The organism is Enterococcus sp. DIV0774, assembly GCF_050539095.1.
Taxonomy (GTDB): domain Bacteria; phylum Bacillota; class Bacilli; order Lactobacillales; family Enterococcaceae; genus Enterococcus; species Enterococcus faecalis.
On sequence record NZ_CP172923.1, the window covers coordinates 2563176 to 2587800 of the forward strand.

The 24625-nt window shown below is 40.0% G+C and carries 24 protein-coding genes; 6 read left to right on the plus strand and 18 right to left on the minus strand.

Annotated features, from left to right (window positions below; all coding sequences use genetic code 11):
• Window positions 1-123: 123 nt before the first annotated feature.
• The 9 genes from IGL86_RS12365 to IGL86_RS12405 all read right to left on the minus strand — a co-directional run bounded on the left by IGL86_RS12365 (window position 124) and on the right by IGL86_RS12405 (window position 12258).
• A complete protein-coding gene (locus IGL86_RS12365) occupies window positions 124-1605 on the minus strand; it encodes a helix-turn-helix domain-containing protein (protein ID WP_002378832.1) in 1482 nt (493 codons plus the stop codon).
• Window positions 1580-2065, minus strand: coding sequence for a hypothetical protein (locus IGL86_RS12370; RefSeq protein ID WP_002372750.1), 486 nt, complete (start codon window positions 2063-2065; stop codon window positions 1580-1582). The genes IGL86_RS12365 and IGL86_RS12370 overlap by 26 nt, the downstream gene beginning before the upstream one ends.
• A gap of 104 nt (window positions 2066-2169) precedes the next feature.
• Window positions 2170-3249 (minus strand): DUF916 and DUF3324 domain-containing protein, encoded by a 1080-nt coding sequence (locus tag IGL86_RS12375; RefSeq protein ID WP_002354842.1) that lies wholly within the window; start codon window positions 3247-3249, stop codon window positions 2170-2172.
• A 105-nt stretch (window positions 3250-3354) separates the two neighbouring features.
• Complete coding sequence (locus IGL86_RS12380; RefSeq protein ID WP_002383195.1) at window positions 3355-4113, minus strand: WxL domain-containing protein; 759 nt, start codon at window positions 4111-4113, stop codon at window positions 3355-3357.
• Window positions 4114-4914 (minus strand): WxL domain-containing protein, encoded by an 801-nt coding sequence (locus IGL86_RS12385; RefSeq protein WP_002385162.1) that lies wholly within the window; start codon window positions 4912-4914, stop codon window positions 4114-4116.
• Window positions 4915-4918: 4 nt separating this feature from the next.
• Window positions 4919-5653 (minus strand): WxL domain-containing protein, encoded by a 735-nt coding sequence (locus IGL86_RS12390; RefSeq protein WP_002354838.1) that lies wholly within the window; start codon window positions 5651-5653, stop codon window positions 4919-4921.
• Entirely contained in the window at window positions 5610-5999 is a 390-nt protein-coding gene (locus IGL86_RS12395) for an LPXTG cell wall anchor domain-containing protein (protein WP_002354835.1), read from the minus strand. Before IGL86_RS12395 ends, IGL86_RS12390 begins: the two co-directional genes overlap by 44 nt.
• Before the next feature lie 19 nt (window positions 6000-6018).
• Complete coding sequence (locus IGL86_RS12400; protein WP_033625199.1) at window positions 6019-10878, minus strand: hypothetical protein; 4860 nt, start codon at window positions 10876-10878, stop codon at window positions 6019-6021.
• A 366-nt stretch (window positions 10879-11244) separates the two neighbouring features.
• The gene (locus IGL86_RS12405) at window positions 11245-12258 is read right to left on the minus strand and encodes an alpha/beta hydrolase (RefSeq protein WP_033625640.1); all 1014 of its coding nucleotides are present in this window, start codon (window positions 12256-12258) and stop codon (window positions 11245-11247) included.
• A gap of 165 nt (window positions 12259-12423) precedes the next feature.
• On the opposite strand from IGL86_RS12405, the gene IGL86_RS12410 reads away from it, so the two are divergent.
• On the plus strand, window positions 12424-12969 hold the full coding sequence (locus tag IGL86_RS12410; protein WP_016630755.1) for a cysteine hydrolase family protein: 546 nt from the start codon (window positions 12424-12426) through the stop codon (window positions 12967-12969).
• Between the two features lie 205 nt (window positions 12970-13174).
• Here IGL86_RS12410 and lrgB read toward each other — a convergent pair whose 3' ends face one another.
• From lrgB to IGL86_RS12450, 8 genes are all read right to left on the minus strand, one after another.
• Window positions 13175-13858, minus strand: coding sequence for an antiholin-like protein LrgB (gene lrgB, locus IGL86_RS12415; protein ID WP_002354830.1), 684 nt, complete (start codon window positions 13856-13858; stop codon window positions 13175-13177).
• A complete protein-coding gene (lrgA, locus tag IGL86_RS12420; protein WP_002354829.1) occupies window positions 13855-14274 on the minus strand; it encodes an antiholin-like murein hydrolase modulator LrgA in 420 nt (139 codons plus the stop codon). The genes lrgB and lrgA overlap by 4 nt, the downstream gene beginning before the upstream one ends.
• A gap of 151 nt (window positions 14275-14425) precedes the next feature.
• On the minus strand, window positions 14426-15154 hold the full coding sequence (locus IGL86_RS12425) for a LytR/AlgR family response regulator transcription factor (protein WP_010822216.1): 729 nt from the start codon (window positions 15152-15154) through the stop codon (window positions 14426-14428).
• Complete coding sequence (locus IGL86_RS12430; RefSeq protein WP_033625641.1) at window positions 15135-16904, minus strand: sensor histidine kinase; 1770 nt, start codon at window positions 16902-16904, stop codon at window positions 15135-15137. Before IGL86_RS12430 ends, IGL86_RS12425 begins: the two co-directional genes overlap by 20 nt.
• A 91-nt stretch (window positions 16905-16995) precedes the next feature.
• Window positions 16996-17814, minus strand: a complete 819-nt coding sequence (locus tag IGL86_RS12435; RefSeq protein WP_002354826.1) for a MetQ/NlpA family ABC transporter substrate-binding protein — start codon at window positions 17812-17814, stop codon at window positions 16996-16998.
• Between the two features lie 12 nt (window positions 17815-17826).
• Complete coding sequence (locus tag IGL86_RS12440) at window positions 17827-18498, minus strand: methionine ABC transporter permease (protein WP_033625642.1); 672 nt, start codon at window positions 18496-18498, stop codon at window positions 17827-17829.
• Complete coding sequence (locus tag IGL86_RS12445; RefSeq protein WP_002372719.1) at window positions 18495-19217, minus strand: methionine ABC transporter ATP-binding protein; 723 nt, start codon at window positions 19215-19217, stop codon at window positions 18495-18497. Before IGL86_RS12445 ends, IGL86_RS12440 begins: the two co-directional genes overlap by 4 nt.
• Before the next feature lie 362 nt (window positions 19218-19579).
• Window positions 19580-19978, minus strand: a complete 399-nt coding sequence (locus tag IGL86_RS12450) for an OsmC family protein (RefSeq protein ID WP_002386234.1) — start codon at window positions 19976-19978, stop codon at window positions 19580-19582.
• 200 nt (window positions 19979-20178) lie between these two features.
• On the opposite strand from IGL86_RS12450, the gene rpsN reads away from it, so the two are divergent.
• The 5 genes from rpsN (at window position 20179) to IGL86_RS12475 (ending at window position 23411) form a co-directional block, all read left to right on the plus strand.
• A complete protein-coding gene (rpsN, locus tag IGL86_RS12455; protein ID WP_002354822.1) occupies window positions 20179-20448 on the plus strand; it encodes a 30S ribosomal protein S14 in 270 nt (89 codons plus the stop codon).
• Between the two features lie 110 nt (window positions 20449-20558).
• Complete coding sequence (gene rpmG, locus IGL86_RS12460) at window positions 20559-20708, plus strand: 50S ribosomal protein L33 (RefSeq protein ID WP_002354818.1); 150 nt, start codon at window positions 20559-20561, stop codon at window positions 20706-20708.
• A 15-nt stretch (window positions 20709-20723) separates the two neighbouring features.
• On the plus strand, window positions 20724-21698 hold the full coding sequence (locus IGL86_RS12465) for a CobW family GTP-binding protein (protein ID WP_002367488.1): 975 nt from the start codon (window positions 20724-20726) through the stop codon (window positions 21696-21698).
• A gap of 34 nt (window positions 21699-21732) precedes the next feature.
• The gene (locus IGL86_RS12470; RefSeq protein WP_002383181.1) at window positions 21733-21855 is read left to right on the plus strand and encodes a putative metal homeostasis protein; all 123 of its coding nucleotides are present in this window, start codon (window positions 21733-21735) and stop codon (window positions 21853-21855) included.
• Between the two features lie 20 nt (window positions 21856-21875).
• Window positions 21876-23411, plus strand: a complete 1536-nt coding sequence (locus IGL86_RS12475) for a zinc ABC transporter substrate-binding protein AdcA (protein WP_033625643.1) — start codon at window positions 21876-21878, stop codon at window positions 23409-23411.
• Between the two features lie 57 nt (window positions 23412-23468).
• On the opposite strand, the gene IGL86_RS12480 is transcribed toward IGL86_RS12475, so the two are convergent.
• Complete coding sequence (locus IGL86_RS12480; protein ID WP_010713692.1) at window positions 23469-24443, minus strand: tRNA dihydrouridine synthase; 975 nt, start codon at window positions 24441-24443, stop codon at window positions 23469-23471.
• Window positions 24444-24625 lie beyond the last annotated feature (182 nt).

Below are 24625 nucleotides of genomic sequence, written 5' to 3' on the forward strand. Positions count from 1 at the left end.
AAAAATCACTTTGGATTTTTGCTCCACGCTCAAAATCTGATAAACGGCGGGAACAGAACCAGCTCCTTCGGAAATAAGCCGAAATTATCCAAAAATTAAAGAACAATTTCCGGAAATTTCTTCTTATTTCTCGGAGCTAAGCGGTGCTGTCCCGACCTTGTTTTCTTCTCCCGAGTGCGGTCTTAGTGCACTCAGCGTTTTAATAAAATGCGACCAATCAACAGGACGTGGTGGCGCTAGCCAAATAATTTGGGTAATCTCAGGCCAATCGACAAAATGAATATCCGATAAAATTAATTGTACACTTTCATCTACATGTGCTTTGAAAATGATATTCCATTCCGTAATTTTTTCAATATTTTTTTGTATCATACGATTATAGGCTTCACCAAAGGAAAAGTCGACACACAATGTAATCGGAGCCAAAACTTTTTTCAATGGTAACGCATCCACCATTAACAACAGATACCGATAAAATAAAAACTGTCTGGCATCCCAAACAGCGGGATTCGTTTTTTGTTCTTGAATAAATTGTCGACTAGCAGAAAAATACTCTGTATACGTTTCTGCAAAGTAGGTTATATCCATTTTGCGATAACTATAGTTTGCTTCTATTGGAAAATGGAACAATTTAAAATGTACGATTGTTACTTTTTGTTCAAAACCTTGCAGGACTTCCTCGGAAAGCTGAAATTGTATTTTTAAATAGCTTAACAAGTCACGATTCAATTGTTGAATTTCTGCAAATCTTTGGCAAAGTGCTGCTGAAGCTACTTGAAGCCACTCTTCAGCAATTAAAAATAAGAGTAAATAATTGCCTTCGTTTGTTCGTTGTGGTTCTGGGATTTGAAGACTCTCTAACCAATTGAAAACATTCTGCTGATTGTCACCGGCTAATTGTTTTAACACTTGCGAATCTACTTTTTTCTCTACATAAAACTGTTGCTGCGTTCGTACTAAAGAAACCGCCAAAAAATGAAAACATTTAGCTTGTGCATAGCCCGCACGCTGATTAAGATGAACCTTCTCAGAAAAAAATAGCTCAAAGTTCCGAATCTGCTCTAAAACTTTTTTACCGTACAATGAAAAATCACGTTGGTATAATTGTAAAAAAACCAGTGTTGTTACTTCGCGTAAATTGGTTTCATTTCCCACCAAGTGAAATTCTTTATTAATTGTAATTTGATAATTTTCCAGCATTTTCTTTAATTCCTTGAACTCCTTATAAGCCAATGTGTGACTAACAAAGTGTTCTAACGCAAACTCATTTACAGAATCAAAACGCTGAAAAAAGAAATCTTGAAACATAGCAAAACGTAACGACTCTTTAATATAGCAATCAATCAAAGTAGCAGAAGTTTCCGTTCCTGATTCATTAAGCGTTAAGAAAATACCATCGCTCACAATTTGAAAATCCTCTGATAAACCAAATTCAATAAAATCAGCATTTAATTCAGCGACCGTTTTGTTCACGATAAATTCAGATAATTCTAACTCCTGCATTACGGTTTCTTTTGACTCTGTTAACATCGGTGCATTTTCCAGTAACTGAAATAAGGCGATTTTTCTTTTATCCACTTTATTTAAAAACATCATCAATATCATAGACTTCTCTCACATCCATTTTTTTCCCATACAATCCATTTCCTGAAAGAAAGTACCCAACCGCTGCTAAATAGCTTTCAGATTCTTCATCGCCGCCTGCACCAAGTCCGTTAGGAAAGACAAAATCTTTATTCACTTGTAGGGGATGAGCCGTTGTTTCTTTTGTTTGTTTCTTTTTTTCTTTTGACATTGCCGGTTTCTCCACAGGTTTGTCTTTTTTCTTGGGTGAAGGCTTTTTTTCTTCAGAAGGAACCGTAGTTTTTTGATCTTCCTGAGGGGTTGGCGCAGGTTGTTCCGGTTCTGACTTTTCCTGAGGGGTGATTGATTCTGGTTTTGGTTGAATTTCTTCCGTTGGTTCTAAGGGATTATAAATAGGTGTCGCCAATGTTTGAATTGGTTCTATTTCGACAGCCGTAAAAATTAGCAAAGAACTAAATAAAAAAAGATACTTTTTTCTCATGGCTTCTCACTCTCTCTACCTCTACTTTATGGGAAGCAATTCCTTGTAAAAGTACCTTTACTTTTACAAGGAAAACCCTTTTTGTCAATAGATAGCCCTTTTTATTACTCAGATTGTTGTTCTTCCTCTTTTTTCTTTTTACGATACAAGAAGAAAATCAATAAGAGCAGCGCTAGAATGATTAATGCAATCAGTAGATACAACCACCAATTGGTTCCTTTAATGGTTACGTCTTTTTCATTTAATTCTTTAGCGACGTCCCCAGAAATAGTAAATTCTTTTGTAAATTCCCATTTGTACAGGTACCGTTCTTCACCATTGGCGCCTTTGACTTGATAGGTGCCCTTTTCATCTTTTACACCATAGGCTGTTGATTTCAAGACATATTTCCCTGGCGTTAATCGTTCCCCTTTTAAAGAAATTGGGTAACTAAAGTTAGAGTTTGGCGCCACTTGCATATCCTCAGTATCGGATTGGTAAAGCGTTTCGCCTCCTTTTGAAACAGTGTTGATTAAATGTAATTGGTTTAAGTAGGCCGCTTGTGGGTTTTGTAAAGAAACATTGATGACGTTTCGCGCGTTGACTTGGCCTGGTTTAACCCCCAGTAATTTTAAATCTGGTTGAACCTTTGTCTCATTTTGCTGAAGAATAATAGCCACAACATAGGAGTATTCATTATTAATAGCTAACCCTTTTGATTGATCCGCAGAAGTCGTGGTTTCTTTCTTTTTCTCTTTGAGTGTTATACCGCCAGCCATCACGCCATCAAAAGAATCTTTAGGCATCGTGATGGTTAAAGGTAAGGTCTTTTGGGAATGCTTCGGCAAGATGATTTCTTTCGGTGCTTCCACATAATCTTTTAAGTTAAAGCGTAAAGTTTTGTCAGGTTTGATCCCGTTTTGGCCATATTCTACTACGCCATTTAAATTCGTTGTCGCTGAGTTTACCGTATTTTCAATGGTAATGTCTTCATCTGTATCATTACGTAACTGTATTTCTACGGTTTGTTTGGCACCAGGCGCCATTTTTAAGTCAAAGTAGGTTTTTGATTTATCCACTTGATTTTCGGGAATTGTTGGTGTGACCGCAAAATTAAATTCAGAAGCGTGCGCCTCCACGCCAATCCAGCCAAATAACATACAAGCGATTACCGTTGCATATACTTTCCATCTGTTCATATTCATTCTCCTATGTCTGTCATTCTTTGTTGTATTATAAGCACCAAAAGACCGAAAGATAAGCCAAAAATTTTTGACTTATATCCCGATCTTGCGTGTATGCTGTCGTTCTTAGTTTCCTGTGTTAGCAGGTGTATCTGTCAAAGTCCAAGTAAAAGTTGTCGTGTATTTTTTCGCATATTTTGTGGTTGAACCAGGTACTTCTAATGAAATACTTGTTTTAGCAGCATCTACACTATCGCCCCAGCTCATTAAGTACGTACCCGCACCTTCTTTATCGCCAGCAGCCATGACCACTGATTCAGCCCCAGTTGGGTTTAATTCAATCGTAGCTGGCGCTGTCGTTGGTTTTGCAGATTGTGAAGCTGAAACCACGCGTCCGTTGCTTAAAGTTACTTTGGCCGCTGTTAGTTCTTGGTTGGCTTCAGTTTTGAATTGACCATTTTGTTTTACTTTTAGCGTCCAACCTGTTTCAGTCCCACGATTATCTGAGACTTGAACAAAGTTCGGGCCTTCTTGGTCGGCACCAGCATTATCTTTGTATTTTTGTGTTTCTGCATAGTAGGTCATATTTTTTGAGGTAATCGTTTGTTCCCCAAAAGATAAGCTAGATGCATAGTCAATGGATAACGGACCTGCTGTCCCTGGCTTAGGCCCTGTCGGATCAGTTGGATCAACTGGCGTAATTGGTTTATCCGGATCTGGATTCGTCGGATCAACTGGATTCGTTGGGTTCGTATTTGGTGCAAATTGAATCGCTCCGTTTGTTTGGTATTCACCACCGTCGACTGCTAATGCACTCATTGGTACAAGTGCCAATGCGCCTAAAGTTGTGGTTGCCATCAATGTCATTACTTTTGTCTTTTTCATTTATTTCCCTCCATTATTTACTGGTACATCTGAAAGTAGCCAAGTCAAAGTTGTTTTATATTGTACTGCATCCTTAGGGGTTTTCCCGGGAACAGTTAGTGAGATTGCCCGTGTGATTGTGGCATTTACTTGCTGTCCTTGTTGATTTTTTTCGGTCACTTTTTCTGCTTGCCCCCACAGCGTGATCCACGTTCCGGCGCCGGTCTTTTCTGGGGCTTGCATGACAACAGTTTCTGCGCCCGCAGCATCTAATTGAATGTTTGCGGTAGCAGTTGGCGGCAATACGTCCGTCGCATTTGAGCGCACACTGGGCTCAGTAAAGGCAACGGTGGCGCCTGTTAATTCTTTGTGTAATGTTTCTGCATTACGGAATTGACCATTTTGTTTCACTTTTAAAACCCAGCCAGCATTGGTTCCCCGTAAATCACTTACTTGTACATAATTAGCAGTTGCCAATTCACTTGCTGAACCATCTGGGTTTTTATAGGTTTGCGCTCTGGCAAAATACGTTTGATCCTTATTCGATATCTCATTACTTCCAAAATCCAAACTTGAGGCATAATCGATGGAAAGTGGCCCAGGTGTGCCTGGATTAGGTCCATCAGGATTCGTTGGATCGACTGGTCGAACTGGTTTTTCTGGATCGGGATTTTCTGGATTTACTGGATCCGTCCCATCTGTGCTTGGGGTAAAAACAATCGACTGTTCGCTATCAAAAACGACCGTCGCCGCTTCAGCAGGAACAGTGGCGCCAAGCAACATTGTTCCGAATAACAAGGAGTAGACGACTGTTTTTTTCATTTACTTAGCCTCCAACATTCGTTGGTACAGATTTCAATGTCCATGTTAAGGTCGTACGATATTCTTTTGCTAATTTAATCGCTTTACCTGGGACATTTAATTTCACGGCAGTAGCACCTTCTGTCGCATCTTTCCCAAAACGATAGACCCAAGTCCCCATTCCTTTGCCATCTTCTGCTTTGACTAATTCTACTTCTGTTCCAGGAACAAAGGTATGTGCTGCTGTTGGTGTTGGTGCGTATGCGGCATCAACAATCGATGTCACACCTGCATTGGCAATCGATAAAGCGGCCCCCACTAATTCTTCATTTTGGGCTGTTTTGAATTGCGCATTTTGTACAGCGCTTAACGTCCAGCCTTCTTGTGTCCCACGTTTATCCGTTACCTGAACATAGTTGGGACCTGTTGTCCCATCTTTAAATGTTTGAATTTGTGCGTAATAATCTTTCGTGTCGGAAGTGATTTTTTGGGCGCCAAATTGAAAGCTTGAAGCATAGTCAATTGATAAGGGGCCTGCAGTCCCTGGTTTTGGTCCAGTTGGGTCAGTTGGATCTTCTGGTTCAACTTTTTCATCTGGATTGGTTGGATTAACTGGCTTCGTTGGATCTGTATCTGGTTCAAATGTAATGGCACCATTACTTGTATAGTTCACGTTAATATCTTCCGCAAATGCTTGTTGTGTCGCTAGGACACCGCTAAATCCTACAATCCCTACTACTGCTAATACTGTTTTTTTCATCTTCTCTTCTCCTTTTAATAAATAATATGCCTATAGTGATAAGGCTGATTCCCAAATAAATAAATGGTGCTTGATTGGTGGTACCTGTCGCTGGTAATCTTCCTTGTCGCGACCCATATACGCCAGAAGAAAGGACGGATGAAGCGCCTCCGTCAGCTGGCTTGGTGGGTTCGGTCGTTGTGGAAGAATTACTAGTCGCTGTTGTCGACTCTTCTGTGGGATATTCATACGTTCCATAAAAGGAGACAACACCACTATTTTCATAAGCTGCTTCCCCAAACGCAGTGTCTGAATGACAGAAGCTGAAAAGACCTAAAAAACAACTAAGCAAAAGGTATTTTTTCATCTCACTTCTCTCCTCCTTGTTATGGTGCCATGACTAATGACCATGACAATGTCCCTTTGAATTCGCCAACTTTTTGTTTTTCGACTGGCACAGATAGTTTAAGTCCCCGTTGGTTTGCCGCACCCCAACCTTGGTTAATTGTATAACTACCTGAACCTGAGCCTTCATTTTCTGTAACAACCGTATCTCCCTTATTGAGTAAAAATTCTCCTTTGTCTGTAACCAATGACAAATCTTCCAATTGATCTGTGCCGTTCGTTAAGGGATTCGTTACCTGAACATTCAGTTTCCAAGGCGTACTTTCTGTCCCGCGTGTGTCTTGAACGACTAAATCATCTGAAAGAGTTGGCCAGTAAACTTCTGGCTTGGCAGAAATTTTTTGTTTGCCAAAATCAATTGTTTTAGGTACTTTTTCTAACGTTAATTCACCTGAAATAGACACATTGACTTTTTTATTTAACGTTTCGCCAGCTTCTGTAAATTGATAATTGGCTGGCACCGTTTTAGCTAATTCTTCTGGTTTCGCTTGCTGAATGGCTTGGAAGGTTGCGGCATCAAGACTTGGTGTTTGATTGGCCCGACCATCTGCGAAAATCACCGTTGCTTGTGTCCATTGTGCCAACTCGTCTGAATTCGTTAAGCCATTTGCTTCTTTTAATTTCAAATGCGCACTTGTCGCATACAAGGCAAACGAACGATCTTTGGCAAGGACACTTTCATTTTTCACAACAACTAAATGAACCGTTTTGTTTTGCAAATTATCCCCTGACGTCCCTGCTTCTAATTGAATATCATGTGTCCGCGATACAGTTTTTTCTGCTAACGGCGCTTGAATTTGTGGTAAATCCGTCTCTTTTAATGAGGTTTTGAAAAACGGCCGACCTTTTGCGCCAAGCATTTCTATTACTTTATCGACAGTCGTTAGTTGCGCTGCCTCATCTTCTGTGACAATCACCGATTGCCCCGAAAGTTCCACTTTATTTGAAAATTGAACTTTCACCTGATAACTGTAGTTCATATTCGTCGCTTTCCATGAAAGCGGGGTGGTATCTTTTTGCTCTGGAATTTGCTCTATCGCGCTCCCAACTTCACTAGATTTAACCGTTCCTTGGTGCAACCAAGAACCTGTTACTTCGTCAGGAAGGAAGCTTAGGGTTGGTGTTAAAGCACTTGAGGTCGGAATCATCAAACGTCCTTTTTGAACTTTTTGTCCAGCTACTTCGGTGCCCCACGCTTGTAAGGTTAACGGCGCATTGCCAGCTTTGACCTCTTTTACATCATGAGAAATAGTACCTGCACCTGCCACAATCCCAGGCGTTTCCACTTCGTAATCGATGATGGAGCCAGGAATTGCTATTCCATAGCCATTGGCGCCCTTGCTCACATCGTTATCGCCAATAAATGTTTTTCCAGTCGCTTTTTCAATCCCATGAAACGTTGTTGGCGTAAGTTTTATAGCATTATTGACCGTTGGATTAATCGTCAAGACCTGATAGGCTTTGACATTTCCAAACCAAGTCCCTGTGCTATCCACCAAAGCAGTTGTATCTGTCGTTGGTTTAATCCATAAAAGTTCATCTTTTGTTGGATCGACAGCTTCAAAATCCGCAATGTTTACTTTACCTGTACCAGGAATTGTTTCTAATGTTGCATGATCCTGAACCGTTAGTTTGCTAGCTGAAATTAAATTGGCCGTGTTGGTGATCCCAATTCCAGCGTTTTTAGATAGATGAATTGATCCGAATTCATTGTAAGTCGTACTGTGGTTCGCGGCAGTAGCAGAAACGCCATTTTTGATGTTCCCACCATTAGCCATTAATTTAATGCCATTAGTGACATTCAATTCCGTAAAGTTGACAACGCCTAAGCCTGTCGCATTTAGTGGTTCTGTTTGATAGTTATTGGTGCCGTCAACGTTAGTCCCAAAGTTAAAGGCCACTTTATTTGAACTAGCATTCACAATTGCATTAGTGAAATTATCTGTTGATGAACCACCGGATAAACCGTTAATACTAACTGCACCTTGAACATTTGCGGTAACATCACGTAAGATTTTTCCGCCACTGATATTGGAATACTGTGTCGCATATAAATTTCCAATACTAGAACCCGCTGCTTGAATATTCATTGTAATCTTGCCGTTCTTGGTATACGCAGCATTGGTTCCACCATCACCGTAAATGCTGGCCCCATTTAAAGATTCCACACCTGTTTTAGTGAAAATATTTAAAGTAATTGTGTTTGATTCATCCGTTCCTAGTGTCGTATTTTGACCATAGGGCCGACCACCAGTAATGTAGGTATTACCAGGCAACTTAAACTCTCCGTTGTAATTTCTTAAATCAATTAAGAGTTTGGCATTTCCAAGAAGTGAGCCCGCATTGGTAATCCCACCTGAAAAACCGTTCGCGCCTGTCCGAGGAGTTCCTGAGAAATTTCCTCCGTAGATGCGATTGTCTGAATTACCAGTAATTGTATGGCCACCGCTTGCTCCATAAGAAGCGCCCATCGAAGCATTAATTACTCCTTCATAAACCGTTACACCGACATTCCCAACATTTTTGGCATCATTCCAGCCACCGCCTGAAAGAAACCAATCGACTTGACCATTATTAACGATTGTTTGACCGTTTCCATAAACTCGAGCTGCTTGATAGCCTGTTCCTTCTAATGTGTCAGCAATCCCGCCATTCAATGTGTTAGAAGTATTGCCTTCAACGACACCTGAAAAAGAGCCACCATATGTCCAGCGAGCAATGGTATTATTTAAAACAGTCTTAGTATCTCCTTTTATATAGATATCCCAAGTATCATTACTAGCAGGATAGCCGCCGCCACCAACAATATCCCAACCTGAATTATTACCACGACTTTTATTGGTCGTTGAATAATCTAAGCTTGTCGGTTTTGCGCCTGAATAAGCCATACCATCGCCACCTAAAGACCCATCACCATTCGCTGTTCCCACTTCAATTGTTGTATTTCCTTCGATATAACCGCCGCGGCCAGCTGCAGTTGAGTAAATTGCACCATTATTAAACGAACCGCTGACTAATTTAGAAGAAATATTTCCGAAAACTTTAAAAGCTGCTGCCGATTTGGCTAATTCTGCTCTTTGCTGTGGTGTATAAGCATCATACGTTGCTTCATTTGAGGCCCCAATTTGACTCTTGTTAAATTTCGAAACATTGTTACCAGCACCGCCGTTAAAATCATTAATACCACCAGCGGTATTCGTTCCTGCTGTAACCACATTCGTAATATCTCCGATGATCGTTCCAGAATATTGGTTGCCTCCTTCAAAATCTGCACGACCCGCACTATACAACTGTGTATTTAAATTTGTAGTAATTCCATCAGTCACACGATTCGTTCCTATATCGCCGCGGGAAGAGCCACCAATAAAACGTTGTCCCGCTGTATACCAACGGCCATATCCAGAAATATCGTTTGTTACTTTTCCACCAATATTTCCGTATTGAACACCGCCATAATACGTACTTAATTGGAAACCTGTAGCAGCATTCGTAATCGCAACCTTTGTTGAGACGTTACCAGTAACATTCGCTGTGTTGGTTGCGTTGGTCCCATAACCGCCCCCATAAATTGAAGCAATTCTGCCACCAGAATCATTGACAACCAATGAAGTATTCCCAGTCACTGTCCCAATATTGGCGCCCCCACTTAATGTATTTAGTCCGCTCCGTGTATTGTTAATAACAATCGTAGGATTTCCAGCTAAATTACCACCATTTTGGTTTCCGCCATAGAAATTCCATGTCCCTGTACCTGTACTATTTACTGTTAAAGTTGGGTTTCCTGAAACATCTCCTGTATCCGTTCCACCGTATACGGTCAGACCGTTTCCACTAGAGCCGCCATTCAAGTTCAAACTGTAACCATTTAAATACATATTCGTACCTGTATAGTTTAGATTTCTCAAAGTGATGTTTGAGCCAAAATAGATATTTTGATTAAATCCTAACGTCTTAGAACCCGTTGGCGCCGTTTGATCCATACTAATCGGATCCGCGCTGTTTCCAGTAATCACTAAATGATTGACCTTGCCTTGCAAGGCGTAAAAGGTCATATTACTTGCCGTAACGGTGTCAGGAATCACTTTAGCGGTGGTCGCCGCACTCGTCGTAATATTGTTTCCTATATAAAGAGTGAAATCGCCATTGTTCCCCTGTTGATACAAATCAAACAAGGCTTCTTTCAAGCCAGCCTCTGTCGATGCATATTCTTTGTACGCTGCTCCATCTCCTGCAGGACTTGGCACAACAATCACTTTTGTTTTATCCGCAGGGTCAATTGTGTCCGCAATGGACTGATCAACTGAAACAGCTCTGGCCATGCGTGTCAGTTTCTGTTTAAAGACAGCCGTAAGTTGTGTATCTTCTGAAAACTCTAATTGAAGAAGTTCTTCATTTGTATATGTTTTGCCTTGATAAGACCAGCCAACGAAAGTCGCATTTTCCTCACTATTCGCCCATTTTGGTAATTCTTCTGTCCGAAGTGGCTGATTTTTTTCTTTTACCACTTGATAACTTTTGGCATCATTTAGAAACAAAGCTTGATCCGTTGTTTCAAAGGTCAACGTGATTTGCTTCTGCTCTTCGCTTGGTTTTGTTTCTGTGGAAGAGGTGGTTACTTTTTCTGTGATAGCACTAGATTCCGTCATTGATGACTGTTCTATAGAATGTGCGCTGCTTTCTTTTGTTGCTTCACTTGTACTGGTTTCTGCTGTTTTTGGCTGTGTCTGCGTACGTTCTGTTTGTTGCTCCCCTTCAATCGCCCACGCTGAAACAGATAAAAATGGTTGTACAAGTAAACAAGTTGCCAATAAAACAGCGATTTTCTTTTTCATTAACTTCATCACTCCTCCCTCGAAGTAAACTTTCCACAACCAACCTATGGCTCAAGTATACGAAGTTTTCTTCTGATTTTTTTAAAGATATTTTCTTAATTTCAAAAAAAAAATTTATTTTTTAATTTTCTTTTTGTTAACTAAACGAATTTTTTGCTGTTTTTTGTAAGATAAAATGTTAATTTGTTCACAAAAATAACAAAAACGTTGTTTTTAACATTAAAATTAACAAACGAGTTCGTAGTATAGCACGGATTTTTTCTCATGTAAACATCATTAAATAAACATTTTTGTTTAATTTATACATATTTCCCAGCTAAAAAAATGACAAAAATAAATAAACAGAGGCCTTAGAAATATTTCTAAGGCCTCTGTTTATTTATACGTATTCACAAACTGGAGTGTTTCTTGGTAACATTGTTTAGCTTCTTTTGTTTGATAGTCGAACTGATATTCATGGGTGATCGTTGCTTTCTTATCTTTGAAAAAGAGAGCTGAAACTGGAACATTTAAAGTTTTTAACCGCTGAACCAAGGCTAGTCCTTGTTCTTGGAATGAAAAGCTATTGCCATCTGTTAGATACGTCGGGGGAAATTCTTTGGTGACTTTATCCACTAAACTCACTTCTTGCAGTTCTGCACTCGTCTGCCAGTCTTTAGTGCCGAGCAAGGACCAAGCCACTGTTTTAACGAAAAATTTCATAAAACGATTATCACTTTGTTGGTTGACCATTTGTTTCAAATCCACCGGACCACAATACGAGAGTGTGCCTTTTAAATGGTTAGCTGGCAACGCTGCAGTCATCCCTAGTTCTTTGGCATAGTTGGCATTGGTTTGAACTGTTGCATATTGTAGAGCAATCTGTGCACCCGCACTGTCCCCGCCAATAAAAAGCTTAGATAAATCTAACATGGGATACGCTTGTTTCTTTTCTAACAAAAATTGAACAAGTTCATTGACCTGCTGGAGCTGGCTTGGATAAGGTGCATCTGGTGCTAATTCATAATTCATTGAAATAAAGGCAACTGAGGAATCAGCCACTAAACGTGTCGCAAACTCTTTCATCCCAGACTTATCTCCTCCCACATAGCCACCACCATGGACCCATAAAACGACTGGTACCGCTTGTTTTGACGCTTGGGGATAATACAAATCAAAGGTATTCTTTTTTCTTAAAGAAGGGTATGTTTGATTTTCTTGCAATTGGACATTGGGCAATGCTTTATCATAGGAAGCTGAATCTTTTATTTCAACTTCACCTGCGAATAACTGGTTGATGACCCAAGCGCCTGGCTTAGGAGATAATTGAAAGGCGAGAAACACGCCTAAGCAAATAACCACAATGATTCCTAACAACCAAAGGATAAAACGTACGATTTTTCTTTTCACTCTATTCACCTGCTTTAATTTGTAGCAAAATTATAGCATGTTTTTTAGCCAAAACGTTTATTTTGAAACAGCTTTTTTAGAATTTGATGTACTTTTATCATTTGAAATGCTTTCTTAAAAGCTGTAAAATGAACAAAATGACTTTAACCTTTAGGAGGTTGCCAAATGAAAGCTCTGATTTCCATTGATTATACGAATGATTTTGTCGCCACAGACGGAAAACTAACCACTGGTGCCGCTGGACAAGCCATTGAAACGGCCCTTGTTCAACAAACAAAGCACTATTTTGACAATGGCGATTTTGTGGTTTTTGCCATTGATGGGCATGACCCCCTAGATCACTATCATCCTGAAAATAAACTTTTCCCGCCCCACAATGTCTTAGGAACTGACGGGCGTAATCTGTTTGGCTCGCTAGCTGATTTTTATCAAGCTCACAAAAATGAGGCAACCGTTTATTGGCTGGACAAACGGCACTATTCTGCTTTTAGTGGCACGGATTTGGACATTCGGTTACGAGAACGAGGAATTACAGAGCTTTGTTTAACTGGTGTTTGTACAGATATTTGCGTGTTGCATACGGCTGTTGATGCCTATAATTTAGGCTATCAATTAATGATTCCCGAGCATGCCGTTGCTAGTTTTGATGAACAAGGACACGAATGGGCGTTACGCCACTTTAAACAAACTTTAGGAGCAACCATTCTATAAAAAGACTGGTCAATCCGACCTATCTATATTCAAAAAATCCTGTAAACAACGAAAAAGCCAACCTTACTATGGATAAGGTTGGCTTTTTTACACTCATTTTAACTCCGAGCCTACGGATTAGTGATAACTAGCATTCACAGAATAAGCAGAGACTGTTAGCTGATAGAAATTAGCTACTCATAAAAAAGTGAGGAAGCCCACTTTTTTATAGACCAATGACCGTTGCAAAGAAAGGAACCACTAAAACAGTAACTACGCCAACCACTACGACAGAAATACTAGCCATAGCAGCCTCTGTTTCGCCCATTTCCATGCCAACTGCCACACCTAGGGCATGTCCGGCCGCACCTAAAGCTAAACCTTTGGCGATTGGATTGTTAATCTTAAACCATTTCAATGCAATTCGACCCAAGGCATAGGTTAGTACACCATTGAAGATTACGGTAAACGCCGTAATGGAAGCAATGCCGCCAACAGTTTGAGAAATAGGTACGGCAATCGCTGTTGTAGCAGCTTGTGGTAAGATTGAGGCCACTAAATGATTATCCATGCCAATCACTTTTCCTGCAAAATAAACAGCCACTAGCGAACCAAAAGAACCAATTGTTAACGCCGTTAAAATTTCTAACCAATATTTTTTCAATACGTCTCTCTTTTTATATAAAGGAATCGCAAACGCTACTGTCGCAGGCTCTAGAAAGAAGCTGATATATTTGCCACCTTCATTGTATTGCTCGTAACTAATTCCTGTTACTTTTAAAACGACAACGCCTAAAATCATCGCAACGAATAATGGCGTAAATAAGAAGAAACCTTTACTTTTTTTAAACAACCAAGTACCTATGCCAAATACAGCTAATGAAATAATAATGCCAACATACGGATTCATGCGCGAACCTCTCCTTTCGCTTTCTTCGTTGCTGCGGGTTCTTTTTCTTTTCGAGCATCTTTCATATGCAATAAAAAGGCGCCCGTCCAACCAGTCGTTGCTAGTAACGCTAGTGTCGCTACTAAAATAACAAAAACAATTTGAACGCCAAATTGTTGCATAATCCCTAAAGAATTAACTAAGGAAATCCCTGAAGGAACAAATAAAAATGTAATAACCGTTGATAAGCTATTACCTAGCCCTTCCACTTGTTCCAATTTAACAACTTTTGTACATAAACCAATGAACAATAACACCATGCCAATTACTGAAGCAGGCATTGGTATTGGGGAAATGAACGCCAAGCCGTTGGCGATTAACATAATAATGGCAAAAACTGCTGCTTGTTGTAAAAATGAATATACTTTCTTTTCCATTCTTCTTCGCTCCCTTTTGTCTGTTTTCTATGGGTTAAGTATATAAAGAAAACGTTTTTTTAAGGGCTTTTTTTCATGAAATGCCAGAATTTCTTCACCAAATGCAAAAATCACCACTTGAAATGCATTCGACATTTCAAGTGGTGATTTTTTAACTTAAGCCAAGTTTTTCTTTAAATTCTTTGACGTATGAACGGCTAACAGGTACTTTTGAGCCGTTGGTTAAAATTACTTGCAACGTGTTATTAAACCACGGCTGAATTTCTTGAATTTTTGTTCGATTCAAGATGAAACTTCGATGCGTTTTAATAAAGAGCGTGGCAGGTAATTTCTGTTCGATACTGTTGAGGGTCCCTGTCATCTTGTAGACCTGTTGATCTACAAAAATGCTCAGTTGCCGTTCTTCGACAGAAACGAGGTAAATATCTTCTGGCGCCACAAGATAAATGCGGTCTTCCCCTTGAATAGGTATTGCTTCAGATTTCGGTCCTTTTTCGGCAATGTTTTCTGGGACAGCTTGCCCCATTTCTTTTGATGCTTTTTCAATGACTTGTGTTATTTTTTCTTCTTCAAAAGGTTTCAAAATATAATCCTTTGCATTCACTTGAAAGGCCTTTAACGCATATTGATCATAGGCGGTTGCAAAAACCAAGTAGGGCGCTTTTTTAAGATGGGTTAATTTTTCCGCTAAATCAAACCCGCTTTCATCGGTCAAATGAATATCTAAAAATAACAAATCTGGCTTTTGATCCATCATCTCTTCCATTGCCTCCGCCACAGAATCCGCTTCTGCAACGCTCGTCACTTGCGGATGCTGGGAAACAAGATAGCTCAATTCTTCTCGTGCTAAGGGTTCATCATCAACGATTAATACGTGCATCTAATTCCTCCTGTTCCATCGGGATTTCTAAATGAACATGGCTCCCGCCTGTCTCTAAATTTTCAATTAAAAAACAACCTTCTGATCCATAAAGGTTCGCCATTCTGCGGGACAAGTTTTCCAGTGCCGTGCCGGTGCCTTTTTCCGAAGTCACTGTTGTCTTTCCTAATAGCAAGCGGCGTTCTTCAGGAATCCCTTGCCCATTGTCATACACATCCACATGTAATTTATGTTGTTTTGCTTTGACCACTACCCGAACTTGATTGTTCTCCTTCCGGCTGCCAAATGCATGCTTGATGGTATTTTCCACTAACACCTGAATCGCATACGGCGGTACTTTTTCTGAAGCAACCGCTTCTTCTACGTCAAATGTTACTTGATAACGATTCGGAAACCGTGCTTGTTCTAATGACAAATAGGCTTTTACTTGTTCTAGTTCTTGTGAAACTGGGATCGTAGTTTGCACGGCTCCCTGTAAGTTGCCTCGAAAGTATTTACTTAATTGAAGCAATAGTTTCCGCGCTTTTTCACTGTCTTTCCGCATTAATGCGGAAATAGTATTGATGGCATTAAAGAAGAAATGCGGGTTCACTTGCGCTTGCAAGGATTTAATTTCAGCTTCTTTAAGTAATTTTGATTGTACTTCCGCTTCACCTAATTCAATTTGTGAAGAAAAAATTGTCCCAAGACCTTCTGCTAACTGCTCCTCGACATGCGTTAACTGCGCTGGATCCGTAAAATACATTTTTAAGGTGCCAACAATTTGCTGATGGGAAAATAATGGAATCACAATCGCCGCTTGCAACGGACAATTAGGGTCCGAACAACCAACTTCTTCTTTGGCATGCGCGATGGTCATTTGGCCCGTCCGTAACACTTCCCGAGAAAGTTCCGTGATGACTTCTAGCTCTGGAATATGATGGTCGCTACCTGCGCCAACATGAGCTAAAATTTGATGACTGTTTGTCATGCTAATCGCACTGACTTTTGTATAATGCTTAATAATCTCCGCAACTTTTTTGCTGGAATTTTTATTGAGTCCTTCTCGAAAATATGGCAGTGTTTCCGCCGCTAATTCCAAAACATCGTGCGTCTGAACCGCTTTGGCCTGCTCTTCTTGTTTCAATGTCGTTGTTAGAATCGACATAAAAATGAACGTTCCTACGCTATTTAACAAAATCATCGGCAGCGCAATAAAACGAACCAACGTGGCCCCATCCGATAGATCACCGCTGAAAAAGAAAATAAAAATCATCTGAATCATTTCCATGCACGCTCCGACAATGGCAGAAAAGCCGGCAGACGGAAAAACGGTTTGCTTTGCCATGCGGCTCCCTAAAAAACCGGCAATTAAGCCAACAATTAAAGAAGCAGGCACATAAAAGAAACTATGCCCCCCACCTTGAATAACCCGATGAAAGCCAGCAATTAAACCAACCGCACTGCCGACAATCGGACCACCCACTAATCCAGAAACGCCAATTACTAACGTACGCGTATTCGCAATGGAAGCATTGCTGCTTAAATAGGTTAGTAAATTATTGGGAACAATCTGATTCTTAGCGATTTCGATACCTGTAAAATTAGAAATAATAGCAAATAAACCAAAAATCAAAATCAATTGAACTTTTGAAGACATTTTTTCACGACTTAATAAAACACGCTTAAAATAAGGCACATTCACTAAAAGAAAGGCCAGTAAAATAATTAAGCCCACCCGTTCCATCATTAAAATAAATAATTCGACCACACCGGCACCTCCTTCCTATTAACTATACTATAAATCAAGGAAAAGAAAAAAATGAAGCTTCTCAAAAAAGAGGCTTCATTTTTTCTATTCATTAAAACGCAGGAATATTAGCGCCTTTAGAATTTTTCTTGATGTATTCAGCAACTTCTTTTGTTGTCATCGCTTCTTTTAAAACCTTGATTTTTTCGCTATCTTTTTCGCCTTTACGTGTCACAACTTGCAATGCGTAATGTTTACTTGCTTCTTCATCTTCTAACAAAATCGCATCTTTCGTTGTTAAACCAGCAGGTTCTAAGTAGGCTGGGTAGCAGAACACCATAGCGATGTCTTTTTCATCATAGGCTTTAGCTAAATTCAGTAAATCAATGCTTTCAAAAGTAATGTTTTTAGGATTTTCCACGACATCTGCCACCGTGCCGTTAAAGCCGACACCTTCTTTTAATTTAATCACGCCGTTTGCATTTAAAATTGCTAAAGCACGACCTTCATTGGTTGGATCGCTAGGAATCCCCACTTTGGCATTTTCAGGTAAATCTTTCGCATCTTGGTATTCTTTTGAATAGAAACCACCAGCAAAATAATAAATCGGTTGCACAGCCACTAAATCAGCTTTTTTCTCTTTGTTAAACATTTCCATGAAGGGTTGATGTTGCGCAAAATTAGCATCCGCTTCGTCATGTTGCACGGCATCGTTGTAGGCAACATTGTCGCTCACTTCCATAATGTTAATTTTGTACCCTTTTTTCTCAGCTTCTTTCTTGGCAATCTCCAAGATATCTTTTGAAGATTCCAATTGCACGGCAACGGTAATCTCCTTGTCTTCTTTCTGATCTGCTTGTTTATTTCCCCCACAGGCAGCTAAAATAACTGTTGCAATAACAGCGAATGTTGCTAAATAAAACTTCTTCATTCTTTTGTCCTCCTACTTTCTTTTGTCTAGTTTTTGGGCAATGAAGTTCCCAAGCATTTGTAAAATGAAGACCAGTGCAATCATAATCACAATGGCAACATACATAATACCGTATTCATACCGTTGATACCCGACACGAACTGCAAAATCGCCAATCCCGCCGCCACCAACAACACCCATCACCGTGGAATATGAAACCATACTCACTGTCGTGGTTGTGTAAGCAAGGACCAATCCGCTACGTGCTTCCACCAATAAAAAGTGCCAAATGTATTGGACTTTCGAGGTGCCTAACGAATTAGCTAAAAAATAAATTTCTTCTGGAACATCCAACAGCACTTGTTCAACCAAGCGAGCAAAAATCGCGATCGCAACAATACTCAATGGCACAGATGAAGGAATTGGGCCAAACGCCTTTCCTAAAACAGAACGAGTAACTGGAATCAACGCAATCACAAATAATAAATAAGGAAACGAACGAATAACAGTTACAATGAAATTTAAAACCCAGTATAGCCAAGGTTGATGCCCTTTGATTTTCGGATTAGCCAAAAATAGTCCTAAGCCTAAAGGCAAGCCGACAAGCAAACAGATAGCCATCGAAATCGACATCATAATCCCTGTTTCTTTTAAACCGACCAGCATAGATGGCCAATATTCGGCAAAGGTTTCTGAAAAAGTCATGGACGCAAACTCCTTTCCACTTTTTCTAAATAGGAAAGCGGTTCTTCCTCATATTGCTGAGGATTATTCAGAAATTCGCCAATTAACTGACCTTTTTCCATCACTAAGATACGATTACATAAGCGCTTCACGGTTTCTAATTCGTGACTAACAAAGAAAATAGTCGGTCGGAATTCCTGATGCGTCTTATGTAATAGTCGAACGACACTTTCTGTATTTTCTTCATCTAATGAACTCGTTGCCTCGTCACATAATAACCATTTTGGATTACGGCTCAACGCTCGAGCAATAGAGACACGCTGTTTTTCCCCACCAGAAAGCTGAGCAGGATACGCTTCTGCCTTATGGGCCATATCAACAAACGTTAATAAACGCTCAATTTTTTCAGGCTGTTTCTCTTTTAAAAGTTTCAAAGGCAACGCAACATTATCATAAATTTTCAAATTTTCTAACAAATTGTAATGCTGAAACACCATCCCCATTTGTTGTTGCTGCTGGCGAACTTCTTTTTTAGAGAAGGTTTGAACATTTTTGCCATCAATACGAATCTCCCCTTCACTCGGTTGTTCCATTAAATTCAACAAACGTAACAACGTGGACTTGCCAGAGCCACTTTTCCCAACAATCCCAACGATTTCTCCTGGTTGGACAGAAAAGTGAATATTTTTTAACGCGTGTGTCTCTTGATAGACTTTCGACACATTCACTAACTCAATCATGATTACCTCCTAAAGGCCGACAAACAAACTATAACAACTAAAAAAACTGTATAACAATTAAAGTAATTCTGTGAAACGATTTAAAAAAACTATTACGAATTAAAAAATAACACACGTTTCGCAAAACAGCGTTATACCAGAGATGTAACTACTTACATCATCTACTAAAACAGAAAAAAAAGCAACCTTTTTATTTGTGAAAAAAACACTATCTGTTTTTTGTCTGTATTATTTTGTACAAATGAATTAAAAATTTCCTGTTTCTACAGCTATTTCCCCACGCTCCTACTAAAAAAAGACATTCTCAGAAACGAGGCATCCAAAAAGGGAAAAGCGCTCGTAACGATAATGTCTCTAATAGTTTACTTTTTAAATACAACTGTTTCTTCGACAGTAATTCTTTCAGCCAATGATTGAATCACTGGACAGTTTGGGGAGACAAGCTTCAAACACCGTGTCGCCCGTTCTTGAAAGGCTTCTGGAACAGTCACATAAAAGAGAATCGTTACCTGTTTTAATGGTTGTGCGCGTCTCTCTACTTCTCTTGAATACGTGACTTCTATTTTTTCAAACTCAAAGGGAATGTGCGAATTTTCCAAAACGGATTGATACACGTACCCCCCACAAGCGCCAATTGCCGAAACGAGCATTTGAACTGGCGAGTATCCCTCTTCTTTTGCTAACACCCAGCGCGCTGTTTTCGTTTGTAATTCAAATTTTTCCACACCACGAATAATCGTCAAACGTTCTACCATTGCCATCTTCACTCCTTTTTACTCTTTCTTAAAAGATACTACAAAACAGCGCTAAAACAAACATTTCTAACTTCTCAACTTAGCAAGTCCTAAAAAAAACGAAATTCTCACTTGACAAACAACGCAACACCTGATAATATACTTCCGTTCAAATCGTAACCATTACGATTTAGATTTTATAAATCCAAAAAGAAAGGAAGTGCCTTATGGCTAAAAAATCAAAAATTGCTAAAGCAAAAAAACAACAAGCAATGATTGCAAAATATGCGCCTATTCGCCAAGCCTTAAAAGAAGCTGGCGATTATGAAGGTCTTAGCAAATTGCCAAAAGATGCTCATCCAAGTCGCTTAAAACTCCGCGATCAAACAGATGGGCGCCCACGTGGCTACATGCGTAAATTTGGCATGTCTCGGATTCGTTTCCGTGAATTGGCTCACCAAGGCTTGATTCCTGGCGTCAAAAAAGCAAGCTGGTAACTCATTATTTCGATAAAGACAACTAGCGAGGACGGTCGCATTTGGGCTGACCTCGCAGCCCCCTTTATCTTTTATACGCAATTAAAAAAATCAAATTGGAGGACGGTACTATGCGCCAAACCATTACGTTAGCTTGCGCTGAAACTGGCGAGCGCCTTTACTTAACAAGTAAAAACAAACGAAATACACCAGAAAAATTACAGCTGAAAAAATATTCACCAAAATTACGGCGCCGCGCACTTTTCACTGAAGTCAAATAACAGGAGGAAAACTTGATGGGCATTCCAATCACCATTGTTTCTGGCTTTTTAGGCGCAGGAAAAACAACCTTAATTAACCATGCGCTTGCGCAGTCACCGTTTCCTAAAGAAGAAATTATTATTATTGAAAATGAATTTGGTCAAACAGGCGTTGACCACGCATTACTTTTACAAACCACGGAACGAATTATTCAATTAAATAACGGTTGCATGTGCTGCAGCTTACGAGGAGATCTTCTTGCCTCTTTATCAGCAATCTTAGAAGTGTACCAAGAAGAACAACAACCCATTGCCCAAGTCATTTTAGAAACAACGGGCATTGCTGATCCGCAACCAATCATTCAAACAATTTTAACGACCCCGCACATCAAAAATCATTTCTATATAGACAGTCTCTTAACGGTCGTTGATGGGCATCATTGGCAACAACAGCTTCAAGAAGCCGAAGCCATCAAACAACTGGCCTTAGCAGATCGCCTCTTTTTTTCTGTCAAGGAACCAGCAGACAGCACTCAGCTACCAACGTTCCAAGAAACCCTTCGTACCATTAATCCTTTTGCTGATATTTTATCCTTTCAAGCCAACGAGCCTCTTTTGGCTAGTGACTTTTTTCAATTAAATAAGTTTACGGCAACACTTACAGAACACGAAATGACTCATTCCCCGCATGAGCACGCCCATGAGCATCATCACCATACCTTTCACTCCCTTACGTTAACGGCGTCCTCAGCCCTCAACGAACCTCTTTTCACTCGTTGGCTTGATTGGTTAATGTATACACATCAGGAAAAGTTATACCGTTTCAAAGGGATTCTCGCCTTACAGGAGCATGACTTGGCCATTGCCATGCAAGGCGTCAACCAGCAAGTGGCCTTTCAAATGACGAATCAACCCCCTCAAGAAACGACAATTGTTCTGATTGGCAAAGAATTAGAGACAAAAAAAATCCAAGAAACCTTTCAAACCCTCAACAAAATAGCTACTCCGTAAATTAATTTTTTACGAAATGGAGGTCCTATATATAATGGAAAAAACTGACTTATCTAGCGCTTATCGTCGACTGAAAAGTCCCAACATCAAAACACGAAAACGCGCACTTAAAATCATTAAAGAACATAAGCGCAATAAACAAAAGAAAATTGCGTAATTCACTAAAGGAGCACACCTATGAAAAAATTTACTCTTCCCCTGTTAGCCGCCTTAGCGCTAATCCTTTTCGGCGCTTGCGGCAAAACAAACACCTCTGATAAAACCGCTGACGGTAAAGAAAAACTATCCATTGTCACGACTTTTTATCCTATGTACGATTTCACTAAAAATATTGTAGGCGCTGAAGGAGACGTCAAATTGTTAATCCCTGCTGGTTCTGAACCCCACGATTATGAACCATCCGCCAAAGATATGGCTACCATCCATGATGCGGATGTTTTCGTTTACCACAATGAAAATATGGAATCTTGGGTACCAAAAGCTGCTAAAGGCTGGAAAAAAGGAGCCCCGAACGTCATTAAAGGTACCGAAAACATGGTCTTACTTCCTGGCAGTGACGAAGACGGACACGACCATGACCACGAACATGGCGAAGAAGGCCACCACCATGAATTAGATCCGCATACTTGGGTTTCGCCCCATCGTGCCATCCAAGAAGTTACAAACATCAAAGAACAATTAGTCAAACTTTACCCTAAAAAAGCCAAAACATTTGAAACAAACGCAGAAAAATACTTAACAAAATTAACAGCCTTAGACAAAGAGTTCCAAACAGCTTTGAAAGACGCTAAGCAAAAAAGTTTTGTTACCCAACATGCTGCATTTGGTTATCTTGCCTTAGATTACGGCTTAAAACAAGTGCCAATAGCTGGTTTAACACCTGAACAAGAGCCAACAGCAGGGCGCTTGGCAGAGTTGAAAAAATATGTTACAGACAATCAAATTCGCTATATTTATTTTGAAAAAAATGCCAACGATAAAATTGCTAAAACGTTAGCTGACGAAGCAAATGTTCAATTGGAGGTCCTAAACCCGCTAGAAAGTTTGACACAAAAACAAATGGACAATGGCGAAGATTATCTTTCTGTAATGAAAGAAAACTTAACTGCTTTGAAAAAAACAACAGATACAGCTGGGAAAGAGGTTCAGCCAGAAACCTCTGAAAAAACAGAAAAAACCGTGGCTAACGGCTATTTCAAAGACAGTGAGGTGGCTGAGAGAACACTGACAGATTACGCTGGAAATTGGCAATCCGTCTATCCTTTATTAAAAGATGGCACATTAGACCAAGTCTTCGATTACAAAGCGAAACTGAAAAAAGATAAAACACCAACCGAATACAAAACCTACTATGATGCCGGCTATCAAACCGATGTCGACCACATCAACATCACTGATTCCACCATTGAATTTCTGGTCAATGGCAAACCACAAAAATTCACCTATAAAGCAGCCGGTTATAAAATTTTAAACTATGCAAAAGGCAACCGTGGCGTCCGTTTCCTTTTTGAAACAGACGATGCCAATGCTGGGCGGTTTAAATACGTCCAATTTAGCGACCACAACATTGCACCAACGAAAGCCGCTCATTTCCACATCTTCTTCGGCGGCGATAGCCAAGAAAGTCTGTTCAATGAAATGGACAACTGGCCAACGTATTATCCAAACGACTTAAGCAAACAAGAAATTGCCCAAGAAATGATTGCGCATTAAGCATTCAAAAGAGAGGAGGTAGCATTAGCTAAAATGCTGCCTCCTCTCTTTTTTTATTTAGTCAAGCACACCATGTTCTGCTTCAAACGTCGCTAACAACTGGCGCACTTCATCCGTTGATTTTGTATTCATTAATTGTGCTCTTAAATCACTGGCACCTGGAAAGCCTTTAACATAAATTTTAAAGAAGCGATGCAGCCCAACAATGGAGCGAGGCACCAATTCTGCATATTTGTCTTGCAAATCCAATTGTAAACGTAGCAAGCCCAGTAATTCTTGTGGCGTATGTGTTTTGGGTTCTTTTTCAAAGGCATAAGGATTTTTAAAAATCCCCCGACCAATCATGATGCCATCTACACCATATTGTTCTGCTAATTCTAGGCCCTTTTGACGATCTGGAATGTCCCCATTAATCGTAATTGTCGTTTGCGGTGCGACACGGTCCCGAATAGCCATAATTTGCGGAATGACCTCCCAATGGGCATCCACTTTGCTCATCTCTTTTCGTGTTCGCAAATGAATGGATAGATTCGCAATGTCTTGCTCTAATAAATGCGTGATCCACGCCTCCATTTCCGCCATTTCAGTAAACCCAATGCGTGTTTTGACACTAACAGGTAAGCCACCTGCTTTGGCGGCGTCAATCAATTCAGCCGCAACTTCTGGGCGCAAAATCAGCCCGCTGCCTTTTCCACGCTCAGCCACGTTAGGCACAGGACAGCCCATATTTATATCTAATCCTTGAAAGCCCATCTCCGCTATGCCGATACTCATTTCACGGAAAAATTCCGGTTTATCTCCCCAAATATGTGCCACCATCGGCTGTTCATCTTCTGTAAAAACGAGGCGCCCGCGCACACTGTCTTTCCCTTCAGGATGACAATAACTATCTGAATTAGTAAACTCTGTAAAAAACACATCTGGTGCCCCAGCTTCTTTCACGACATGACGAAAGACCACATCAGTGACATCTTCCATTGGTGCTAAAACAAAAAAGGGCTTTGGCAATGTTGCCCAAAAATTCTTGCTCATCTTCATATACTCCGTTTCTGATTTTTTCTTTATTTTCAACGACAACTTGTCGACATATTCTGGTGCGAAACATTGCTATTATACAGGGAAATGCACGAAGAATCAAAAAAGGCATACTTAGAAACAAGAAAACTGTCTGAATCTGCTCGCTAGAATGAGTGATTCAGACAGTTTAATCTTTT